Annotated in this window: 13 protein-coding genes; 3 read left to right on the plus strand and 10 right to left on the minus strand. The window is 75.2% G+C overall.

All coding sequences use genetic code 11. The annotated features are described in order from the left end of the window. Positions 1–294 precede the first annotated feature (294 nt). From AB0O40_RS06890 to AB0O40_RS06905, 4 genes are all read right to left on the minus strand, one after another. On the minus strand, positions 295–663 hold the full coding sequence (locus AB0O40_RS06890; protein WP_365036433.1) for a hypothetical protein: 369 nt from the start codon (positions 661–663) through the stop codon (positions 295–297). Positions 664–735: 72 nt separating this feature from the next. Further along, a complete protein-coding gene (locus tag AB0O40_RS06895; RefSeq protein ID WP_365036435.1) occupies positions 736–2,022 on the minus strand; it encodes an LCP family protein in 1,287 nt (428 codons plus the stop codon). Positions 2,023–2,157: 135 nt separating this feature from the next. Further along, positions 2,158–3,327 carry an allantoicase gene (alc, locus tag AB0O40_RS06900; RefSeq protein WP_365036436.1) on the minus strand — a complete coding sequence of 390 codons (1,170 nt, stop codon included), beginning with the start codon at positions 3,325–3,327 and terminating at the stop codon, positions 2,158–2,160. A 149-nt stretch (positions 3,328–3,476) separates the two neighbouring features. Next, on the minus strand, positions 3,477–3,893 hold the full coding sequence (locus AB0O40_RS06905) for a VOC family protein (RefSeq protein WP_365036438.1): 417 nt from the start codon (positions 3,891–3,893) through the stop codon (positions 3,477–3,479). Between the two features lie 253 nt (positions 3,894–4,146). Here AB0O40_RS06905 and AB0O40_RS06910 point away from each other — a divergent pair, with 253 nt between their 5' ends. After that, entirely contained in the window at positions 4,147–4,689 is a 543-nt protein-coding gene (locus AB0O40_RS06910; RefSeq protein ID WP_365036440.1) for an FABP family protein, read from the plus strand. Positions 4,690–4,888: 199 nt separating this feature from the next. Further along, positions 4,889–5,242: a YrdB family protein gene (locus tag AB0O40_RS06915; protein WP_365036442.1), complete on the plus strand. Its 354-nt coding sequence runs from the start codon at positions 4,889–4,891 to the stop codon at positions 5,240–5,242. A 21-nt stretch (positions 5,243–5,263) separates the two neighbouring features. Here the strand turns inward: AB0O40_RS06915 and AB0O40_RS06920 are convergent, their stop codons facing one another. From AB0O40_RS06920 to AB0O40_RS06930, 3 genes are all read right to left on the minus strand, one after another. Beyond that, complete coding sequence (locus tag AB0O40_RS06920) at positions 5,264–6,049, minus strand: SDR family NAD(P)-dependent oxidoreductase (protein ID WP_365036444.1); 786 nt, start codon at positions 6,047–6,049, stop codon at positions 5,264–5,266. Between the two features lie 76 nt (positions 6,050–6,125). Further along, on the minus strand, positions 6,126–6,809 hold the full coding sequence (locus tag AB0O40_RS06925) for an NAD(P)H-binding protein (protein ID WP_365036445.1): 684 nt from the start codon (positions 6,807–6,809) through the stop codon (positions 6,126–6,128). 140 nt (positions 6,810–6,949) lie between these two features. Then, entirely contained in the window at positions 6,950–8,680 is a 1,731-nt protein-coding gene (locus AB0O40_RS06930; protein WP_365036447.1) for a protein kinase, read from the minus strand. 285 nt (positions 8,681–8,965) lie between these two features. On the opposite strand from AB0O40_RS06930, the gene AB0O40_RS06935 reads away from it, so the two are divergent. Further along, positions 8,966–10,837, plus strand: a complete 1,872-nt coding sequence (locus AB0O40_RS06935) for a M1 family aminopeptidase (protein ID WP_365036448.1) — start codon at positions 8,966–8,968, stop codon at positions 10,835–10,837. 96 nt (positions 10,838–10,933) lie between these two features. Here AB0O40_RS06935 and AB0O40_RS06940 read toward each other — a convergent pair whose 3' ends face one another. The 3 genes from AB0O40_RS06940 to AB0O40_RS06950 form a co-directional block, all read right to left on the minus strand. Next, complete coding sequence (locus tag AB0O40_RS06940; protein WP_365036450.1) at positions 10,934–14,332, minus strand: molybdopterin-dependent oxidoreductase; 3,399 nt, start codon at positions 14,330–14,332, stop codon at positions 10,934–10,936. A gap of 82 nt (positions 14,333–14,414) precedes the next feature. Further along, positions 14,415–15,674, minus strand: coding sequence for an MFS transporter (locus AB0O40_RS06945; protein ID WP_365036452.1), 1,260 nt, complete (start codon positions 15,672–15,674; stop codon positions 14,415–14,417). Further along, positions 15,671–16,900, minus strand: coding sequence for an ATP-grasp domain-containing protein (locus AB0O40_RS06950; protein ID WP_365036454.1), 1,230 nt, complete (start codon positions 16,898–16,900; stop codon positions 15,671–15,673). The genes AB0O40_RS06945 and AB0O40_RS06950 overlap by 4 nt, the downstream gene beginning before the upstream one ends. Positions 16,901–16,902: the final 2 nt, after the last annotated feature.

The following is a 16,902-nucleotide window of genomic DNA, read 5'->3' on the forward strand; positions in this document are numbered from 1 at the left end:
CACGGGGTACGACTGGGGCGCGTACCGGCCGGTGGGCGGCCCTCCACCGGCGGGTGCGCTCGGTTCGGTACCGGGGAACCTAACAGGATCTTGACCGGATCCGCGAGGTGAATCTGATCTTCCGGCGGACCTCGGAGGCCGGCCGGCGGGACAACCCGCGCCGATCGGCGGAAATGCCCGTGCCGGCCGGGGGGAAGGCCGTGGTCGGCCGCCGGAAGAGCCGCGGCCGGCGGTCCTGGTTCAGGTCCGCTCGGGGCCCGAGGACTTCAGCGGTGGCGGTCGCCGGCGGGGCCGCTACGCCTTCGCTCCGCCGTCGCGGCGGACGGTGACGCCGCCGATGAGGCCCCAGGCGTTGATCCGGACCGTGGGGCCGCCGGGGGTGGTGGGGCCTTCGTCGGTCACGTTGCCGAGGCTGAGGCCGGTGACCTCGACGCGGACGTCCGGGCGGACCCGGAGCGTGACCCCGCCGATCAGGCTCAGCTTGGTGATCTTCAGCTCGGTGCCGTCCGGGATGTCCACGTCCCGCAGGTCGACGTCGGCGCCGCCGATGAGCGAGGCCGTCAGGGTCCGCTCCTGCAGGGTGGCGCCGTGCAGGCGGTGGCCGCCGATGAGGCTGACCTTGACGTCGGTCCTGCGGTTGCCGTCACCGTCTTCAGTCGTCATGGGCGACCACGATAGGGGCTCGCCCGGCGGCGCTCCAGACCGCCGGACGAACCTTCTTGAGGGGTGATCGGGTCACATGCCGGGGCAGGCCAGCCGGGAGCCGGGGACCGGGGCGCCCTCGACGACGTTCCGGTCGTAGACCACCTTCCGGACCTGCACCGGGGCGGCGCCGACCGCGACGTCGAAGCCGTCGTCGTGTCCCGCGACGGGGACCAGTCGGGCGCCGGGCAGCGCCGCGGCGAGGGTGCTCGCGCCCTCCTCGGCGCCGGGCGCGTACCGGATGACCGGCGGGCCGGCCGGGCGGGAGGTGGGGGCCGGGGTCGCGGTCACCGGGAAGCCGCCGGCCCGCAGCGCGGCGGCCACGGCCGGCTCGTCGGCCCGCACCCGGATCGCGGAGGGCTGGGCGGGGGCGGCGTCGTCGGCGGTGATCCGCGGGTCGCCGGTGACCGGCCGGTCGGCGGCCAGCGCCGCCCACAGGGCGTCGGACCGGCTCTGGTGCCAGACCAGCGTGGAGCCGACCCCCGGCACCCGGCGGTCGAACTCCGACATGGGGACGGTGACGAACTCCGTCTGCTCCGGCCGCAGCGAGCCGAGCGCCCAGCCGATCCGGACCAGGTCCTCCAGGGTGGTCCCCGGGTCGGTGCGGACCGAGCGGAGGAGGGCGCGGGCGGTCCGGGCGGTGCTCAGAGGTCCGGCCAGTGCGCCCTGGGCCCGCAGCCGGCCGAGCAGGTTGGCGACGAACCGCTGCTGGCGCCGGACCCGGCCGAGGTCGCCGGGGTGCGCGCTGACGTGCCGGGCCCGGACGTAGTAGAGGCTGTTCCGCCCGTCGGTGTCGTGCACCCCCGGGGCGATGTCCAGGCCGGAGTTCTCGTCCTTCATGGGCTTGTCGGCGCAGATCGTGGCGCCGCCGAGGGCGTCGACGGCCTTCTCGAAACCGGCGAAGTCGGTCTGCAGGTAGTGGTCCACGTGCAGTCCGGTGACCTTCTCGACGGTACGGACGGTCAGTTCCCGGCCGCCGGCGGCAAAGGCGCCGTTGATCTTGCCCTGCGGGGCCGGGGTGGTCCCGGTGGCGTACTCGACCAGGGAGTCGCGGGGCACCGACACGACGCTCGCCCGGCGTTCGTCGGCGGAGAGGTGCACCAGCATCATCACGTCGGTGCAGTTGCAGCCCTTGCCGCCGACGTGCAGCCGGTTGATCTCCGCCCGGGAGAGGCCGGCGCGGCTGTCGATGCCGACGACCAGGATGTTGGTGCCCCGGTCGGTGCCCGGGGCCCGGGCGGGCCGGGCCTGCGCGGCCAGCACCGGGGTGGCGGTGACCACGGCGGCCAGCAGGGCCAGGGAGACGGTGGCCTTGCGCATCATGGACTCCCGGAGCGATGCGCGCCCGGCCGGGCGCGGGGGCGGGTACGGCAGTCCTGTGTAGCCGACCGGGATCGGTGCGGCGGGGTACCACCCCGGTGGCGGCCGGCTTCGGGCCGCCGCGGGTGACCCCCGTTACCCCGCCTGGCGGACCGCCCGCCGGGTCCGGTCGGTCAGTTCGGCGGTGCCGGCCGGGGTGAGGCCGCCGTGCAGGCGGAGCCGGGCCAGGCCGCCGTCCGGGTAGACGTCCAGCCGGGCGTGGGTGGCGGTGGCCGGGGCGGCCAGCGGGAAGCGGTGCAGGGTGTCGGGCTCCAGGGCGGTGCGGGGCAGCACCTGCGTCCACTCCGCGTCCGCGTGCTCGCGCACGGAGAGGGACACCCAGCCGGCCGCGTTCCCCTTCAGGTAGGCGGTGTCCACCTCCACCGCGCGGATCTCGCTCTGCGCGGCGAGCCGGTACTCGATCCAGTCGTTGCCCTTGTCCCGGCGGCGGCGGGTCTCCCAGCCGTCGTCCTGCTGGTGCGAGAGACCGGGCATGATCGTGTTGGCGGGCGACGAGTAGAAGCCGTCGGAGGCGTCCGTTACGCTGCCGCCGTTGGCGACGCAGGCCACGTCGAAGCCGCCGAGCAGGGCCAGCCACCCAGGGTCGGGCAGCACCTCGCCGTGCACCCGCAGCCGCGCTATGCCGCCGTCCGGGTGCTGGTTGACCCGTACGTGCGTGTAGCGGCGGCCGGAGTCGACGGTGAAGCCGTTGGCGGCGTGGCCCCGGACGGGGGTGCGCGGCACGATCTCCTCCCAGGCGTCCTCGGCGGCCAGCAACTCGGCGACGGAGGGGGTGCCTTCGAAGGCCGCGGCCGCGATGCTCACCTGCTGGGGGAAGTTGCCGCGGAAGTGGGCGGTGTCGACGACGATCCCCCGGATGATCCCCGGGGCGCCGAGCCGGACCAGCGCCCAGTCGTGGTCGGCGTCCGCCGGGAACGGGTCGTCCGCGCCGGTGCCGCGGCGGCGCCGGGTCTCCCAGCCGTCCATGGTCTTGCCCTTGTGGCCGTAGGCGTGGACGTCGAAGACGGCCGGGGCGCGGGTCAGCAGCCGCTCCCGCTCGGCGAAGGACTCGTCCGCGGCGCCGACCACCCCCGCACCGAGCCGCCGGTCGGCCAGGTCGGTCAGCCGGCTGAAGCTGAACTCCCCGCCCCGGTAGTCGGCGTACGGGTCCCCGCCCTGATAGGGCGCGGCATAGGCGTCGTCGAGCGCAGCGGGGACGGGGCGGTGAGCGGCTGCGGTCTGCGGGACGGTGCGGTGGGTGGACATGGCCGGTGAACGCCTTCCGGTGGGCGGGACAGGGGAGTTGGGGTGCGCAACCCACTCTCGCCGCGCCCGATTGCTCGCGTCCATCGATTGTTTTCGACGTGACCTTTCAGCAGTGCTGAACGGTCGGGGGCAGGGGCCGGTCCGGGGCGTCAGAACTGGGGGAAGGGGAGGTTGAGCTGCCAGGAGACGCCGAAGCGGTCGTTGACCCAGCCGAAGCGGGTGCTGAAGCCGTACTCGCCCAGGGGCATCAGCGCCTGGCCGCCCTCGGCCAGGGCCTCGTAGCGGCGGGTCAGTTCGGCGTCGTCGGCGCACTGCACGAAGAGCGAGAGGGCCGGGGTGAAGCCGAAGGCGTGCGAGACGGGGCTGTCGATGCACATGATCTGCTGGCCCGCCAGGGCGAAGGTGGCGAGCCGGACGGTGCCTTCGGTGCCCTCCTCACCGGCCCCGTAGCGGGTGATGTCCAGGACCTCCGCGTCGTCGAAGAGGGTGAGGTAGAAGGTCATCGCCTCCTCCGCCCGGCCTTCGAACATGAGGAACGGGGTGATCTGCTGCGGCGTCAGGCCCATCGGTCCGGCTCCCGGGGTAGGCGGGCCGGCCCACCGGGACCGGCTCTCGGACGCCGAGGCTAGAACAGCCCGGCGCCGGCCCGAGCGGTACGACGCGCCGCGGGCGGGGAGCGAGCGGACGGACGGGCCCGCGGGGCGGGCGGGCGGACGGGGCGAGTGGGGGGCGGGGTGGCCGCCGGGCCGCCGGGCAGGGCCCACAATGGGGTGCCGGACGGGCCCCGCCGGGGCCGCGGCGGACAGGGAAGGCCCCACCGTGCTCGATCCGGCGCAGGAGAACCCGTACCCCGACACCCACGTCCTGGGCGAGGGGCCCGAGCCGCACCCGCAGCTGAAGCCGGTCCTGGAACTGCTGGGCCGCTGGCGGGGCGAGGGCCGGGGCGAGTACCCGACCCTGGAGGAGGGGTTCCGCTACCGGCAGGAGATCGTCTTCAGCCATGACGGCCGGCCCTTCCTGCGCTACGAGTCGCGGGCCTGGCTGGTCGACGCCGCCGGCTCGGCGCTGCGGCCCTCGGGGCGGGAGAGCGGCTGGTGGCGGGTGCTGCCGGACGCCTCCCTGGAGGTGGTCCTGGCCCATCCGACCGGCATCGTGGAGACGTACACCGGCCGGGTCACGGACGACGGCGTCGAGCTGGCCACCGACCACGTGGCGGGCACCCCCCGCGCCAAGGAGGTCACCGGCATGCGCCGCCGGTACCGGCTGGTAGAGGGCTCGCTGACGATCCGTCAGGAGATGGCCGCCATGGGCCTGGACTACCACCACCACCTGGCCGCGGAGCTGTCGAGGCTGACGGACTGACCGGAGCGCGGGAGCGCCGGCCGCACCGGGCCGACGGCCTGACCCGGCGGTCCGGTGCACCGACCGGCCCCGCCGCCGGACCGGACCAGCGGTCCGGCGGTCGGCCTCATCGCCTCACAGATCGGCCTGTTCACGCCGGTGGTCGGCCTGATCTAATGCACCAGCCGTTCGGTTCCCGTCGCGAGAGGCCCGCCGACTGATGCTGCCCACCCCGCTCCACGTCGTCAACGAGGGCCTGGCCTTCTTCATGGAGCTGGCCGGCCTCGCCCTGCTGGCGTGGTGGGGGTGGTCCACCGGCGGGAACACCGTCCTGCGGATCCTGCTGGCAGTGGGCGCGCCCGCCCTCGCGGCCACGGTCTGGGGCCTGTTCGCGGCGCCCAAGGCCACCTTCGCCGTCCCGCTCGCCGCCGTCCTGCTGGTCAAGGCCCTCTTCTTCGGCTCCGCCACGGCCGCCCTCTACGCCCTCGGCCGCACCCAACCCGCCCTCGTCTTCGCCTTGGTGGCCGTCACCAACACCACCCTCGCCGAACTCGACCGCTGGCACCGGAAGTAGTCCCGGCCCGGTGCAGGGCCGTCACTGGGCCAGGTAGCCGCCGTCGACCGGGAGGACGGTGCCGGTGATGAAGGAGGCGGCGTCGGAGGCGAGGAAGGCGATGGCGCGGGCCACTTCCTCGGGCTCGCCCAGGCGTCCCACGGGGTGCAGGGTGGTGATGTGGTCCAGGTACTCGGGGCCGCCGGGCTCGTCCGCCAGCCGCCGGACCCGTTCGGTGCGGATGGTGCCGGGGGCGACCGCGTTGACGCGGATCCCCCGCCCGGCCCACTCCACGGCGAGGTGCTTGGTGAGCCCGGAGGCCACGAACTTGGCCGGCCCGTAGGCGGCTTGACGGGCCTGGCCGGCCAGGCCGGAGATCGAGGAGACGCACACCACCGACCCGCCGCCCTCCTGGCCGGCCATCTGAGCGATGGCGTACTTGCAGGAGAGGAACATCCCGCGGCCGTCCACCGCCATCACCCGGTCCCAGTCCTCGGCACTGGTCTCGAGCAGGTCCGACAGGGGCAGGATCCCGGCGTTGGCGACCAGCACGTCCAGCCCGCCGCCCGCCGTCACGGCCGCGCCGGTCATCCGCTCGGCGTCCTCGGGCCGCGAGACGTCCCCGGTCACCACCGCCACCTCGTACGGGTCGCCCCGGTCGGCGCAGTCCCGGCGCAGCGCGGTCAGCCCCGCGGTGTCCAGGTCCGCGGCGGTGACCCGGGCACCGAGCCGGGCGAAGAGGGCCGCGGTGGCCCGTCCGATGCCGCTGGCCGCGCCCGTCACCAGGCACGACCTGCCGGTCAGATCGACCAGTCCGCCAGCCTGCACGGCGCACCGCCTCCGCTCGCCCGGACCGGGTCCCTCCCGGCCACCGGCCTCCCCAACGAGCGCCGGCCGGCCCCGGTTACGCCCCGGGCGCCGCCGGCTCCGGGGCGAGGGCCAGGAAGTCGTCGTGGGTGTGGACCCGGACTCCGGGCCGGTCCTCGCCCAGTGCGGCGATCATGGCGGCGGCCAGCCGGCCCGCGGGCACCGGCCGGTAGGGGCGGGCGGGCCCGGCCAGCAGCGGGGCCAGCACGGTGGCGGCGGAGCTCCCCAGCCCCTCGCCCCGCCGGCGGGAGGGCCGGTGGCCGAGGATGAAGGAGGGCCGGAAGAACTCCGTCTGTGGGTAACCCAGGGCCGTCACCGCCGCCTCCATGTCGCCCTTGACCCGCAGGTAGAAGGCCCGGGAGCCGGACCCGGCGCCGACCGAGGAGACCACGGCGATCCGCTCGGCACCGGCCTCCCGGGCCAGTTCGGCCACCCGCACGGTGTGGTGCTGGTCCACCTCGCGGAAGGCCTCCTGCGAGCCCGCCTGCCGGATGGTGGTGCCCAGCGCGCCGTACACGTCCCGCTCACCGGCCTCCGGCAGGTCCTCGGCGCCGAGCTTGGCGAAGTCCACCACCCGGGCGTCCAGCCGGGGGTGTTCGAGACCGAGGGGGCGCCGGGCCAGGACGGTGACGCGGTCGTAGCGGGGCTCGCGCAGCAGCCGCGCCAGCAGTTGTCCGCCGACCAGTCCGGTGGCTCCGACCAGGAGCGCGCTACGGGTCACGGGGGTCCTTTCCGCCGCCGGCGGCCGGCCCGCCGGAATGTCCGCAGGATGCCACATCCGCACGGGCCTCCCCGTCGGCGGACGACCGGCGGCGGACCGGTCCGGCCCGCCGCCGCCCGGAGCCGCCGGAGCGGGACGTCTCAGGGCCGCCGGGTCAGCGCGTCGGGCGCGCCGGCCGACTGGGCGCCCTCCGACTGGAGCGCCATCCGGCCGGGTGCGGTGAGCTTGACGACGTAGAGGTTGCCGCGCGGGCACTCGAAGGTGGCGGACTGGTCGGTGGGGTGGCTGGTGGCGGCCTTCAGGACCAGCGAGTCGGGGCCGGACTGGCGCAGTTCGAGGGCTTCGGTGCAGCCGAGGTTGCGGCCGCTGCCGACCTCCTTGACGTCGCTGACCTGCTTGCCGACGATCTGGCCCACGGCGCCGTCGTGCAGGGTGACGGTGACGGCGAACGGTCCCGTCCGGGCCCGGGTGAGGCCGTCCGCGTCCGGGGTGCCGGGGCCGGTTCCGGTCCAGGTGCCGAGCCAGCCGGCGGCCAGCGCCCCCGAGGGTGCCGGGGCGGGGCTGGTCCGGCTGGTGGCGGGGGTGCCCGAGGAGCCCGTCCCGGCGGCCCGGTCCTTGTCGTCGTCACCCTCGCCGCCCCAGGGCAGCAGGGCGATCAGGGCGCCGGTGACGGCGAGTACGGCCACCGCGACGACGACGGCGGTCAGGCGGCTCCGGCGGCCGCCGCGCCCGTCGCCGCCCGGTGCGGTACCGGGGACCGGCGTGGCGCCAGGCGCCGGGCCGTAGGGCGTGGGGGTGGCCGGCCCCGGTCCGTAGGGCGTCGGAGCGTACGGCGAAGGAGTGAAGGCCCCCGGGCCGGCGGTGGCTACCGGCACGGGTGACGGCGGGGTGCCGGGGGCGGTGGGCGGGTACGGCTGACCGGGCGCGTACGGGTGCCCGGCCGCCGGGGGCGCCCCGGCCGCGGTGGAGCCTTCGAGCAGCCGGGCCAGGTCGGCCGCCCGCCGCCCGGTGTCCGCGCGCAGGTCCCCGGGCAGCAAGGCGGTCCACTCGTCCTCCGGACCGGGTCCCAGCCGCTCGCGCAGTTCCTCGGCGGTCGGGCGCCGGCCCGGCTCCTTGGCCAGGCAGTCCCGTACCAGCGCTGCGAGTTCCGCCGGCACCCCGTCGAGGCGGGGGTCCTCGTGGACGATCCGGTAGAGGAGCGCGGGGAGTTCGAGCTCCTCCCCCGCGTCCTGGAAGGGTCCCCGGCCGGTGGCGGCGTACACCAGGACGGCGGCCAGCGAGAACACGTCGGCCGGGGCCTCGGCCACCGCGCCGGTGGCCTGCTCGGGGGCGAGGTAGCCGGGGGTGCCGATGAGGGTGCCGGTCTGGGTGCGGCGCGGGTCGCGGACCGCCCGGGCGATGCCGAAGTCGATGAGGAAGGGGCGCTCCGGTCCCAGCAGGACGTTGGCGGGCTTGATGTCCCGGTGCACCACGCCGGCGGCGCGTACGGTGACCAGCGCGGCCGAGAGCTCCCGGGCGAGGGCGCGGACGGCGCCGGCCCCGAGCGGTCCGTGCCGGCGCACCCAGTCGCCGAGGGAGGGGGCGGCGACGTACTCGGTGGCGAGCCACTGGGGCACCGCGCCGGGCGGGCTGAAGTCCACCACGGAGACCGTCCACGGGCAGCGCACCCGGTCGTTGGTGCGGATCTCGCGGGCGAAGCGCTCGGCGAAGCCGGGCTCCTGGCTCAGGTCGCGGTGGACCGTCTTGAGGGCCAGCGGCCGCCCGGAGGCCGTGCGGGCCAGGAACACCTCCCCCATCCCGCCCTCGCCGAGCCGGCCCAGCAGCGGGTACCCGCCTATCTCACCCGGGTCGCCCGGTCTCAGCTCTTCCACTGACTCCCCCTGCATGAAGGATGGTTGAGATCGCCACTCTACGGTCCGGTCATGACAGGGCGGGGCGCCCGCGGGCCCGAACACTTTACTCGCCCTGGATGGCATGTACCGGTCACGTCTGCGAGGCTGCCGGGGGCCTTGCGCCGGCACCCGCCGGACGCAGGGTCCGCATCTCACCTCCGCCATCGCGCCAGCGATGCGCACAGCCCCCGGCGTCCCCCGGCTCACCCGGCCGGCGGACGCCACCGAGCAGGCCGTATCCCGGCCCCCTCAAAGGAGTTCCGAGTGAGATCCACCCCCCACCGGGCCCTCGCCGCCACCGCAAGTACGGTGGCAGCGCTGGCCGTCGCACTGATCCCGGCGCTCCCGGCCACGGCCGCGGCGCCCGCCCGCACCACCGCCCCGAGCGCCGCCGCGGCCTGCACGCCGACCCAGGTGGTCGGCAACGGCGGCTTCGAGAGCGGCACGTCGCCCTGGACCCAGTCGCAGGCCGGCCTGATCACCAACCGCGCCGGCCAGAGCGCCCACGGCGGCAGCTACTTCGCCTGGCTGGACGGTGTCGGCAGCACCCACACCGACACCCTCTCCCAGAGCGTGGCGATCCCCGCCGGGTGCAGCACCGCCAAACTGACCTTCTGGCTGCACGTCGACACCACCGAGACCACCTCCTCGGTCCAGTACGACAAGCTCACGGCGAAGATCGGCAGCAGTACGCTCGCGACCTACTCGAACCTGGACAAGAACACCGGCTACCTCCAGAAGACGATCGACGTCTCGTCCTTCATCGGGCAGACCGTCACCCTCGCCTTCACCGGCACGGAGGACTCCAGCCTCAAGACGAACTTCGTCCTCGACGACGTCGCCCTGGACACCTCCGGCGGCACGGTCCCGCCCGGCGACTCCACCCGGACGCCGTCCGCCCCCTCCTACACCGTCAACCTCAGCAGCGACGCCAGCGGCTTCGGCTGGACCGGTCACGAGAGCGCGACCTTCACCAACGCCTCGGCCACCGCGCTCACCGAGGTCTACCTGCGGCTGTGGGACAACTACCACGGCACCTGCTCGGCGATGCCGATCACGGTCACCAACGTCACCGGCGGCACCGCCGGCCCGCTCTCGGTCAACTGCACCGCGCTGCGGATCGACCTGCCGGCCCCGCTGACCCAGGGCCAGTCCGCCACCATCGGCTTCGACCTCGGGATCACCGTGCCCAGCGGCGCGGACCGGTTCGGCCACGACGGCGCCTTCAGCAACATCGGCAACGCGCTGCCGGTGCTGGCCGTCCGGGACGGCGCGGGCTGGCACCTGGACCCGTACACCAACAACGGCGAGTCCTTCTACTCGCTGGCCGCCGACTTCAAGGTGACCCTGGACCACCCCACCAGCCTGCTGGTGCCGGCCACCGGGACCTCCACGGACACCCCCGGCACCAGCGGCCGCACCGTCACCACCGCGACCGCCGCCAAGGTCCGTGACTTCGCCTGGGGCGCCGGCCCGTTCAGCAAGATCTCGGGCACCTCGGCCGGCGGTACCCCGATCAACATCTACTCGGTCTCCGGGATCAGCTCCGCCGACTCCCAGTCGATGCTGGCCACCGCCAAGAGCGCGGTGGACGCGCACGCGGCCCGCTTCGGGGCGTACCCGTACGGCGAGTTGGACGCGATCATCGACAACAACTACTGGTTCGGCGGCATGGAGTACCCCGGCTTCGTGCTCGACCTGGTGAGCACCACCGCGCTGACCCACGAGATCGGCCACCAGTGGTGGTACGGGATCGTCGGCGACGACGAGTACAACTCCCCCTGGCTGGACGAGTCCTTCACCGACTACGCCACCGACCTGGCGCTGAACAAGACCGGCACGAACTGCTGGAACAGCGTCTCCTGGGCCTCGTCGGCGGAGAAGATCACCAACTCGATGGCCTACTGGGACGCGCACTCCTCCCGGTACTCCACGGTCGTCTACAACTACGGCAAGTGCGCCCTGCACGACCTGCGCCGGGTGCTCGGCGACACCGCGATGACCAAGCTCCTCAAGGACTACGCGGCGGCGCACTGGTACGGCGTCTCGACCACGGCCGAGTTCAAGGCCGCGGCCCAGGCGGCCACCACCACCGACCTCACCTCCTTCTGGACCACCCACCGCATCGACGGCTGACCCCGGGTACCCCCTGAGGGCGCACCGCGTGCACACGAGGCCCCGGCTCCGGCCGGGGTCTCCGTGCGTCCGGGTGTACGTCCGGTACCCCGCCGGTCAGGCGTCCAGCGAGAGGTCCGAGGTCGGCACCGCCTGGCAGGTGAGGACCGTACCGGCGGGCAGGTCCTGGGACGGTACGACCAGATGGCCCGCGCTGCCGGCCAGCACCGGGCAGGCGCAGCTCTCGCACTGGCCGACCCGGCAGCCGCTGGCCATCGGTACGCCGGCGGACTCCCCGAGGGCGAGCAGCGTGCCGTCGCCCTTGCGCCAGCGGGCGGTGCGCCCGCTGCGGGCGAAGGTGACCGTGAAGTCGGCGTCCTCGGGCACCACCACCTCCTGCGGCGGGGTGTGGAAGGTCTCGCTGAAGACCTCGAACCGGGGCACGCCCCGGGCGGTCAGCCCGTCGGTGAGGGATTCGAGCATGGGCGCGGGACCGCAGAGGTAGAAGCGGGCGCGGCGTTCGATCAGGCCCGGGTCGATGTCCGCGGCGGTGATCCGTCCGGTGCGCGCGCCGGCCTGCCCGGTGCCCGGCTCCGTGTAGTGGTCGACGGTGCGCAGCACCGGGATCGCCTCGGCCAGGGCCCGGATCCGGTCCCGGAAGGGGTGGTCGTCGGGGTTCCGGTTGCCGTGGTGCAGGACGACCTCGGGGACGGTGCCGCCGGTGGCGGCGAGGGTTTCCAGGTAGCCGAGGAAGGGGGTGATGCCGATGCCGCCGGCCAGCAGGACCACGGGGTGCGGGGTGTCGGCGGGGATGCAGAACACCCCGGCGGGCCGGGTGAGGTGGAGCCGGTCGCCGGTCCGCAGGTCCGTGTGGACCCGGGTGGAGAAGGCGCCGCCCGGCAGGTGCCGGACCGCGAGCCGGTACCCGGTGCGGCCCGGTTCGACGGCGGGGCCGGTGAGGGAGTAGCTGCGGCCGTCCGCCGGGTCCTGGAGGGTGCCGTCGGGGTGCTCGGCGCGCAGGGTCAGGTGCTGGCCGGGCCGGTGGTCGGGCAGCGGGCCGCCGTCGCAGGGTGCGAGGAGGAGTTCGCGGACCCCCGGGCCGGCCTCGCGCAGGGCGGTGACGGTGAAGGGGCGGGTGCCGGACCAGGAGCCGTCGGCCGGGGCCGGGCGGACCTCGCAGGCGGCGGCGCGCAGCGGTACGGAGCCGCTGAGCGGGTCGCTGTCGGTGTGGTCGACCAGCCGGTTGAAGTTGCCGCCGGCCGGGCCGGTGGGGTCGCCGCCGGGCAGCGCGAGGTCGGGGGCCGCCTCCCACCAGCCGTACTCGGCGACCACCACCGACGGGTGCAGGGAGTCGTCGAAGCGGGCCCGCATGGTGATGGAGCCGAGCCGGGTGGCCAGTTGGACCCGGTCGCCCTCGCGGATGCCGCGGGCGGCGGCGGTCTCCGGGTGCAGGTCGGCGGAGGGTTCGGGGGCGCGGCGGCGCAGCGAGGCGACCGAGCGGTGCTGGCTGTGGACGAAGGTGCCGTGCTTGGCGCAGGTCAGCACCAGCGGGAAGGCGTCGGTGGTGGCGGTGGGGTCGCGGTGTTCGGGCACCGGCGGGTAGCCGTGGTCCAGCAGGCGCTCGGAGTAGAGCTCCACCCGCCGGGTGGGGGTGCGGAAGCCGGTCACGGTGCCCGGTGCGGCGTCCTCGGCGGGCGCCGCGTACCGGCGCGATCCGTCCGGGCCGGGTATCCGTACGCCGCCCGGCCGGGCGCGCAGGTCGGCGGCGGTCAGGCCGAGCGGGGCGAGCTGCCAGTCCCAGGCGGCCTCGATGTCCCCGTCGAAGAAGTGCCGGCCCAGGCCGAGGCGGACGGCGAGGTCGAAGACCACCTCGGTGTCGCTGCGGGAGTCGCCGCGCGGCTCGATGATCCGGGGGCGCAGCTGGACGTGTTCCTGGGCGCGCCGGCCGCTCTCGAAGCCGAAGCGCAGGGCCTCGTGTTCGTACGCGCTGTTCACCGGCAGGACGATGTCGGCGGTGGCGCTGGTCGGGTTGGCGAAGAGGTCGAGGTGGACCTGGAAGTCGAGGGCGCGCAGGGCCCGGGCGGTGCGGTCGGAGCCGGGCTGGGCGACGACCAGGTTGGCTCCGAAGCCGACGAGGGCGCGCACCGGGTAGGGCCGGCCGGTCTCGATGGCCGTGCACAGGTCCCCGGCGTTGACGTAGCCGGCGGCGGGCGGGCCGAGCGGGTGCTTGTCCAGGCCCAGGGCCTTGGCCCGTTGGGCGGGGTCGGCCAGCTCCGGCGGGTTGGCGGGCCGGTAGGGCGGGGCGGGGGCCAGGAGGTTGCCGCCGGGGGCGTCGTAGCAGCCGGTCAGGGCGTAGAGGGTGGCCAGGGCGCGCTCGGTCTGGGTGGCGTTGGCGCTCTGGCCCACCCCGGTCCAGCCGTAGTACGTGACGGCGGGCGCGGCGGCGATCTCGGCGGCCAGGGCGCGGATCTCCGGCTCGGGGATCCAGGTCGTGGCGGCGACCCGGGCGGGCGGCCAGGCCGCGCAGGCGCGGGCGTAGTGCGCGAAGGCCGGTTCGCAGTCCAGGGTGCTGCCGTCGCGGAGGGTGACCGGCCGGGGGCCGCGCAGGGCGAGCCGGCCGGGCCGGTGGGCGGCCAGGGCGGTGTCGTGGGGCTCGGGGCGGCCCCGCTCGTCGTCGAAGACGACGAAGTGGCCGCCGGGGGCCTCGCCGGGCAGCTCGTCGGCGCGCAGGAAGCGGCCGGTGTCGGGGCGGACCAGCAGCGGGCCGTTGGTCCAGGAACGGACGAACTCCTCGTCGAAGCCGCCGCCCTCGATCAGCAGGTGGGCCAGGCCCAGGGCGAGTGCGGCGTCGGTGCCGGGCCGGACCCGCAGCCAGTGGTCGGCGCCCAGGGCGCTGGTGGAGCGGCGCGGGTCGACCACGGCGAGCCGGGTGCCGGTGGTGCGGGCGGCGGCCAGCGCGGCGGACTGGGCGAGCCAGGTCTTGGCGGGGTTGAAGCCCCACAGCAGGGCGAGGCCGGCGCGGGCGTAGTCGGGCGGCGGAAGGGGCGTGCCGAAGGTGAAGCTGTGGGCGGTGTCCTTGTGCCAGTTGCAGATCTCGGCGCTGTAGACGGTGTTGGGGCTGCCGAAGAGGCGGACCAGCCGTTCGATCCATTCGACGGCGTCCGAGACCATCGTCCCGGAGGGGGTGGCCACGCCGAAGGCCACGGCCTCCGAGCCGCTCTCGGCGGCGATCGCGGTGAGCCGGGCGGCGATCTCGTCCAGCGCCTCGTCCCAGGTGATCGGCGTCCAGCCCGGATCGGGGTCGGTCTTGGGCCGGGTCCGGCGCAGGGGGGTGGTCAGGCGCCCGGTGCTGTGGGCGATCTCGGGGGCCGCCCGGCCCTTGGGGCACATGGCGGATCCGGTGGGGTGCTCCGGATCGGGCCGGACGCCGGTCAGCCGGCCGTCCTCGACGGTGTAGAGCGCACCGCAGCGGGACTTGCACAGCGTGCAGTACGCCCGCTTCTCCTCGACCGTCATCCCGAGCCTCCCGATGGACGTGGCGACGCCGTCACGTCCATTGGACGCCCGGTGCCGCGCGGGTGCACCGGGCACAAGGTCCTCAGCCCGCGGGCCGGGCGTCCTCTTCCTGCACCGCCGGCTCGGCCGAGGGCACCGGGATCCGCGCGAGCAGGGCGCTGAGCCCGGTGCCCAGCAGGGCGACGGCGGCGAAGACGGTCCAGAAGCCGCCCGGCGAGGCGACCAGCAGCCAGGAGCCGGTGACCGGGACCAGCACCGAGGCGACGGACCAGGAGGACTGGTAGACCGACATGCAGGCGGCCTCGGTGCCGCGGGGCGCCAGGTCGGCCGCGTGGCCGTCGCTGGCCGGGGCGATCACGATCTCGCCCAGGGTGTAGACGGTCATCGCGGCCAGGGCGAGCACCAGCAGGACGGCCGGGGCGTCCTCGCGCAGCGGGGTGAGCAGCGCGAAGCCGAGGCCGGCCGCGGCGTACAGGAGCCCGCCCAGCAGCATCATCCGGGGGGCCGGCCGGTCGGCGGTGCGCCGGACCAGCGTCTGCTGGAAGAGCACGACCAGGCCGCCGTTGACGGCGAGGACGGTGCCGGCCGCCCAGCCGGCCAGGTCGGTGTGGTCGACCAGGTAGAGGCCGGTGAACATCGAGACCACCGTGGCGCACACGGTGAAGCAGGTCTTGGCGGCGGTCAGCAGCGCGAAGCCGGGCCGGCGGAGCACGTCGAGAGCGCCGCCGGCGCCGGCGGCAGCCTCCTTGCGCCCGGTGGCCGGGGCCGCGGCGGCCCGGCCGCGTAGCCGGAGCAGCACCAGGGTGGTGACGGCGAAGCTGGCGGCGTTGACCAGCACGATCACCCGCAGCCCGGTGGCGCTCTGGGCCGAGGCGAGGACGCCGCCGACCAGCGAGCCCAGGCACAGGCCGATGTTGCGGGCCCAGCCGACGGTGCTGAAGGCCCGCCGGGCCGCCGGGCCCTTGGCCAGGCCGGCGATGCTCGCGCCGAGGGAGACCCAGACGGCCTTGTCCAGGACCGCGGAGAGCACCAGCGCGCCGATCGCCACCGGGGCCGGCAGGGCCACCGCGTACAGCACGAACAGCGGGGTCCGCAGGGCGTTGCCGGCGGTCAGGGCGCGCATCGGGCCGTACGACTGCACCAGGCGTCCCAGCGGTGCGCTGGCCGCGATCAGCACCAGGTTCGCGGCCGTGAGCGCGCCGCCGACGGTGCCGACGGACAGGTGCTGCACCCGCACGAAGTACAGCAGCGCGAACGGCATGAACATGCCCGAGCCCAGCGCGTCGACGACCATCGCCGACACGAAGAGCCGGGGCAGCGGCCCCTCCCCCGGGCGGCTCACGCCCCGGGCACCCGGGTCATGCCCAGGACGTCCAGCAGCCGGTCGTCGGCCTCGGCGAGCTGGCCGAGCAGTGCCGCGCGGTCCGGTCCGGCGCCCAGCACGTAGCCGGCCCGCCACCAGTTCGCGTCCACGCTGCCCAGGGTCGTGCCGGGCGGCAGCAGCCGCTCGGCGTGCGAGACCAGCGGCAGTCCGTGCCGGACCGGCGCCATGGTGGGGGCGTCCGCGATGGTGCCGGTGGCGGCGACGAACCGGACCGCGGCCACCTGCGGGGTCCGCTGCGTGCGGGGGCGTACCGGGTCCTCGTCGCCCAGCGCGAGCGCGAGGGCGGCGTCGTACAGGTCGAGCCCGGTGGCCCGCTCGAGCACGTCGCTGATCAGCCCGCCGGCGGGGCGGAAGGCCGCCTCGATGAGGTGCCAGCGCTCGCCGTCGTGCTTGGCCTCCAGGTGCAGCACCGCGCTGTCGACGTCCAGGGCGGCGACCACGGTCTCGACGAACCGGGTGGCGGAGGGGCCCAGTTCGGCCTGGACCGCGGGGTCGATCACGTGCCGGGTCTCGACGAAGCACGGCGGGGCGGTGCAGGTCTTCTCGGTGATGCCGACGAAGAGGGTGCGGCCGTCGCGGACCACGGCTTCGAGGGAGACCTCGGGGCCCGGCACGTACTGCTCCACCAGGGCCTGCGGCTGGCCGGTGGTGTTCATGACGGCCGCGACGGCCTCGGCCAGCCGGGCCGGGTCGGCGACCCGCCGGATGCCGAGGCTGGCGGCGCCGTCCACGGGCTTGACGATGACCTCGCCGGAGGGCGAGGCGGCCAGCAGGGCGGCGGCCTCGGCGGCGTCCGAGGTGAGCACGAAGGGGAGTCCGGCGCCGGTGCCGGCGAGCCGGCGGCGCACGTCGGCCTTGTGGGCCAGCTCCTCGGCGACCGAGGCGCCGGCACCCGGCAGGCCCCACTCCTTCGCGAGCCGGGCGGCGACCCGGGTGCCCCAGTCGGTGAGGGCGACGATGCCGTCGACCCGGCCGGCCAGCCCGTCGAGCAGGTGCAGGTCGGGTCCCGGGTCCTGGTGGTCGGTCAGCCGCCAGGCGTGGTTCTCGGTGGCGAGGCGGTCGTAGCGGGAGTAGGCGGTCTCGTCCACGAGGACGGTGTCGACGCCCCGGCGCTCCGCCGCGGCGAAGAACCGTTCGCGCAGCGGTCCGATGCCGATGATCAGGACGGTGGGCCGTGTGTTCAAGG

Source organism: Streptomyces sp. NPDC089919, assembly GCF_040684615.1.
Lineage (GTDB): Bacteria > Actinomycetota > Actinomycetes > Streptomycetales > Streptomycetaceae > Streptomyces.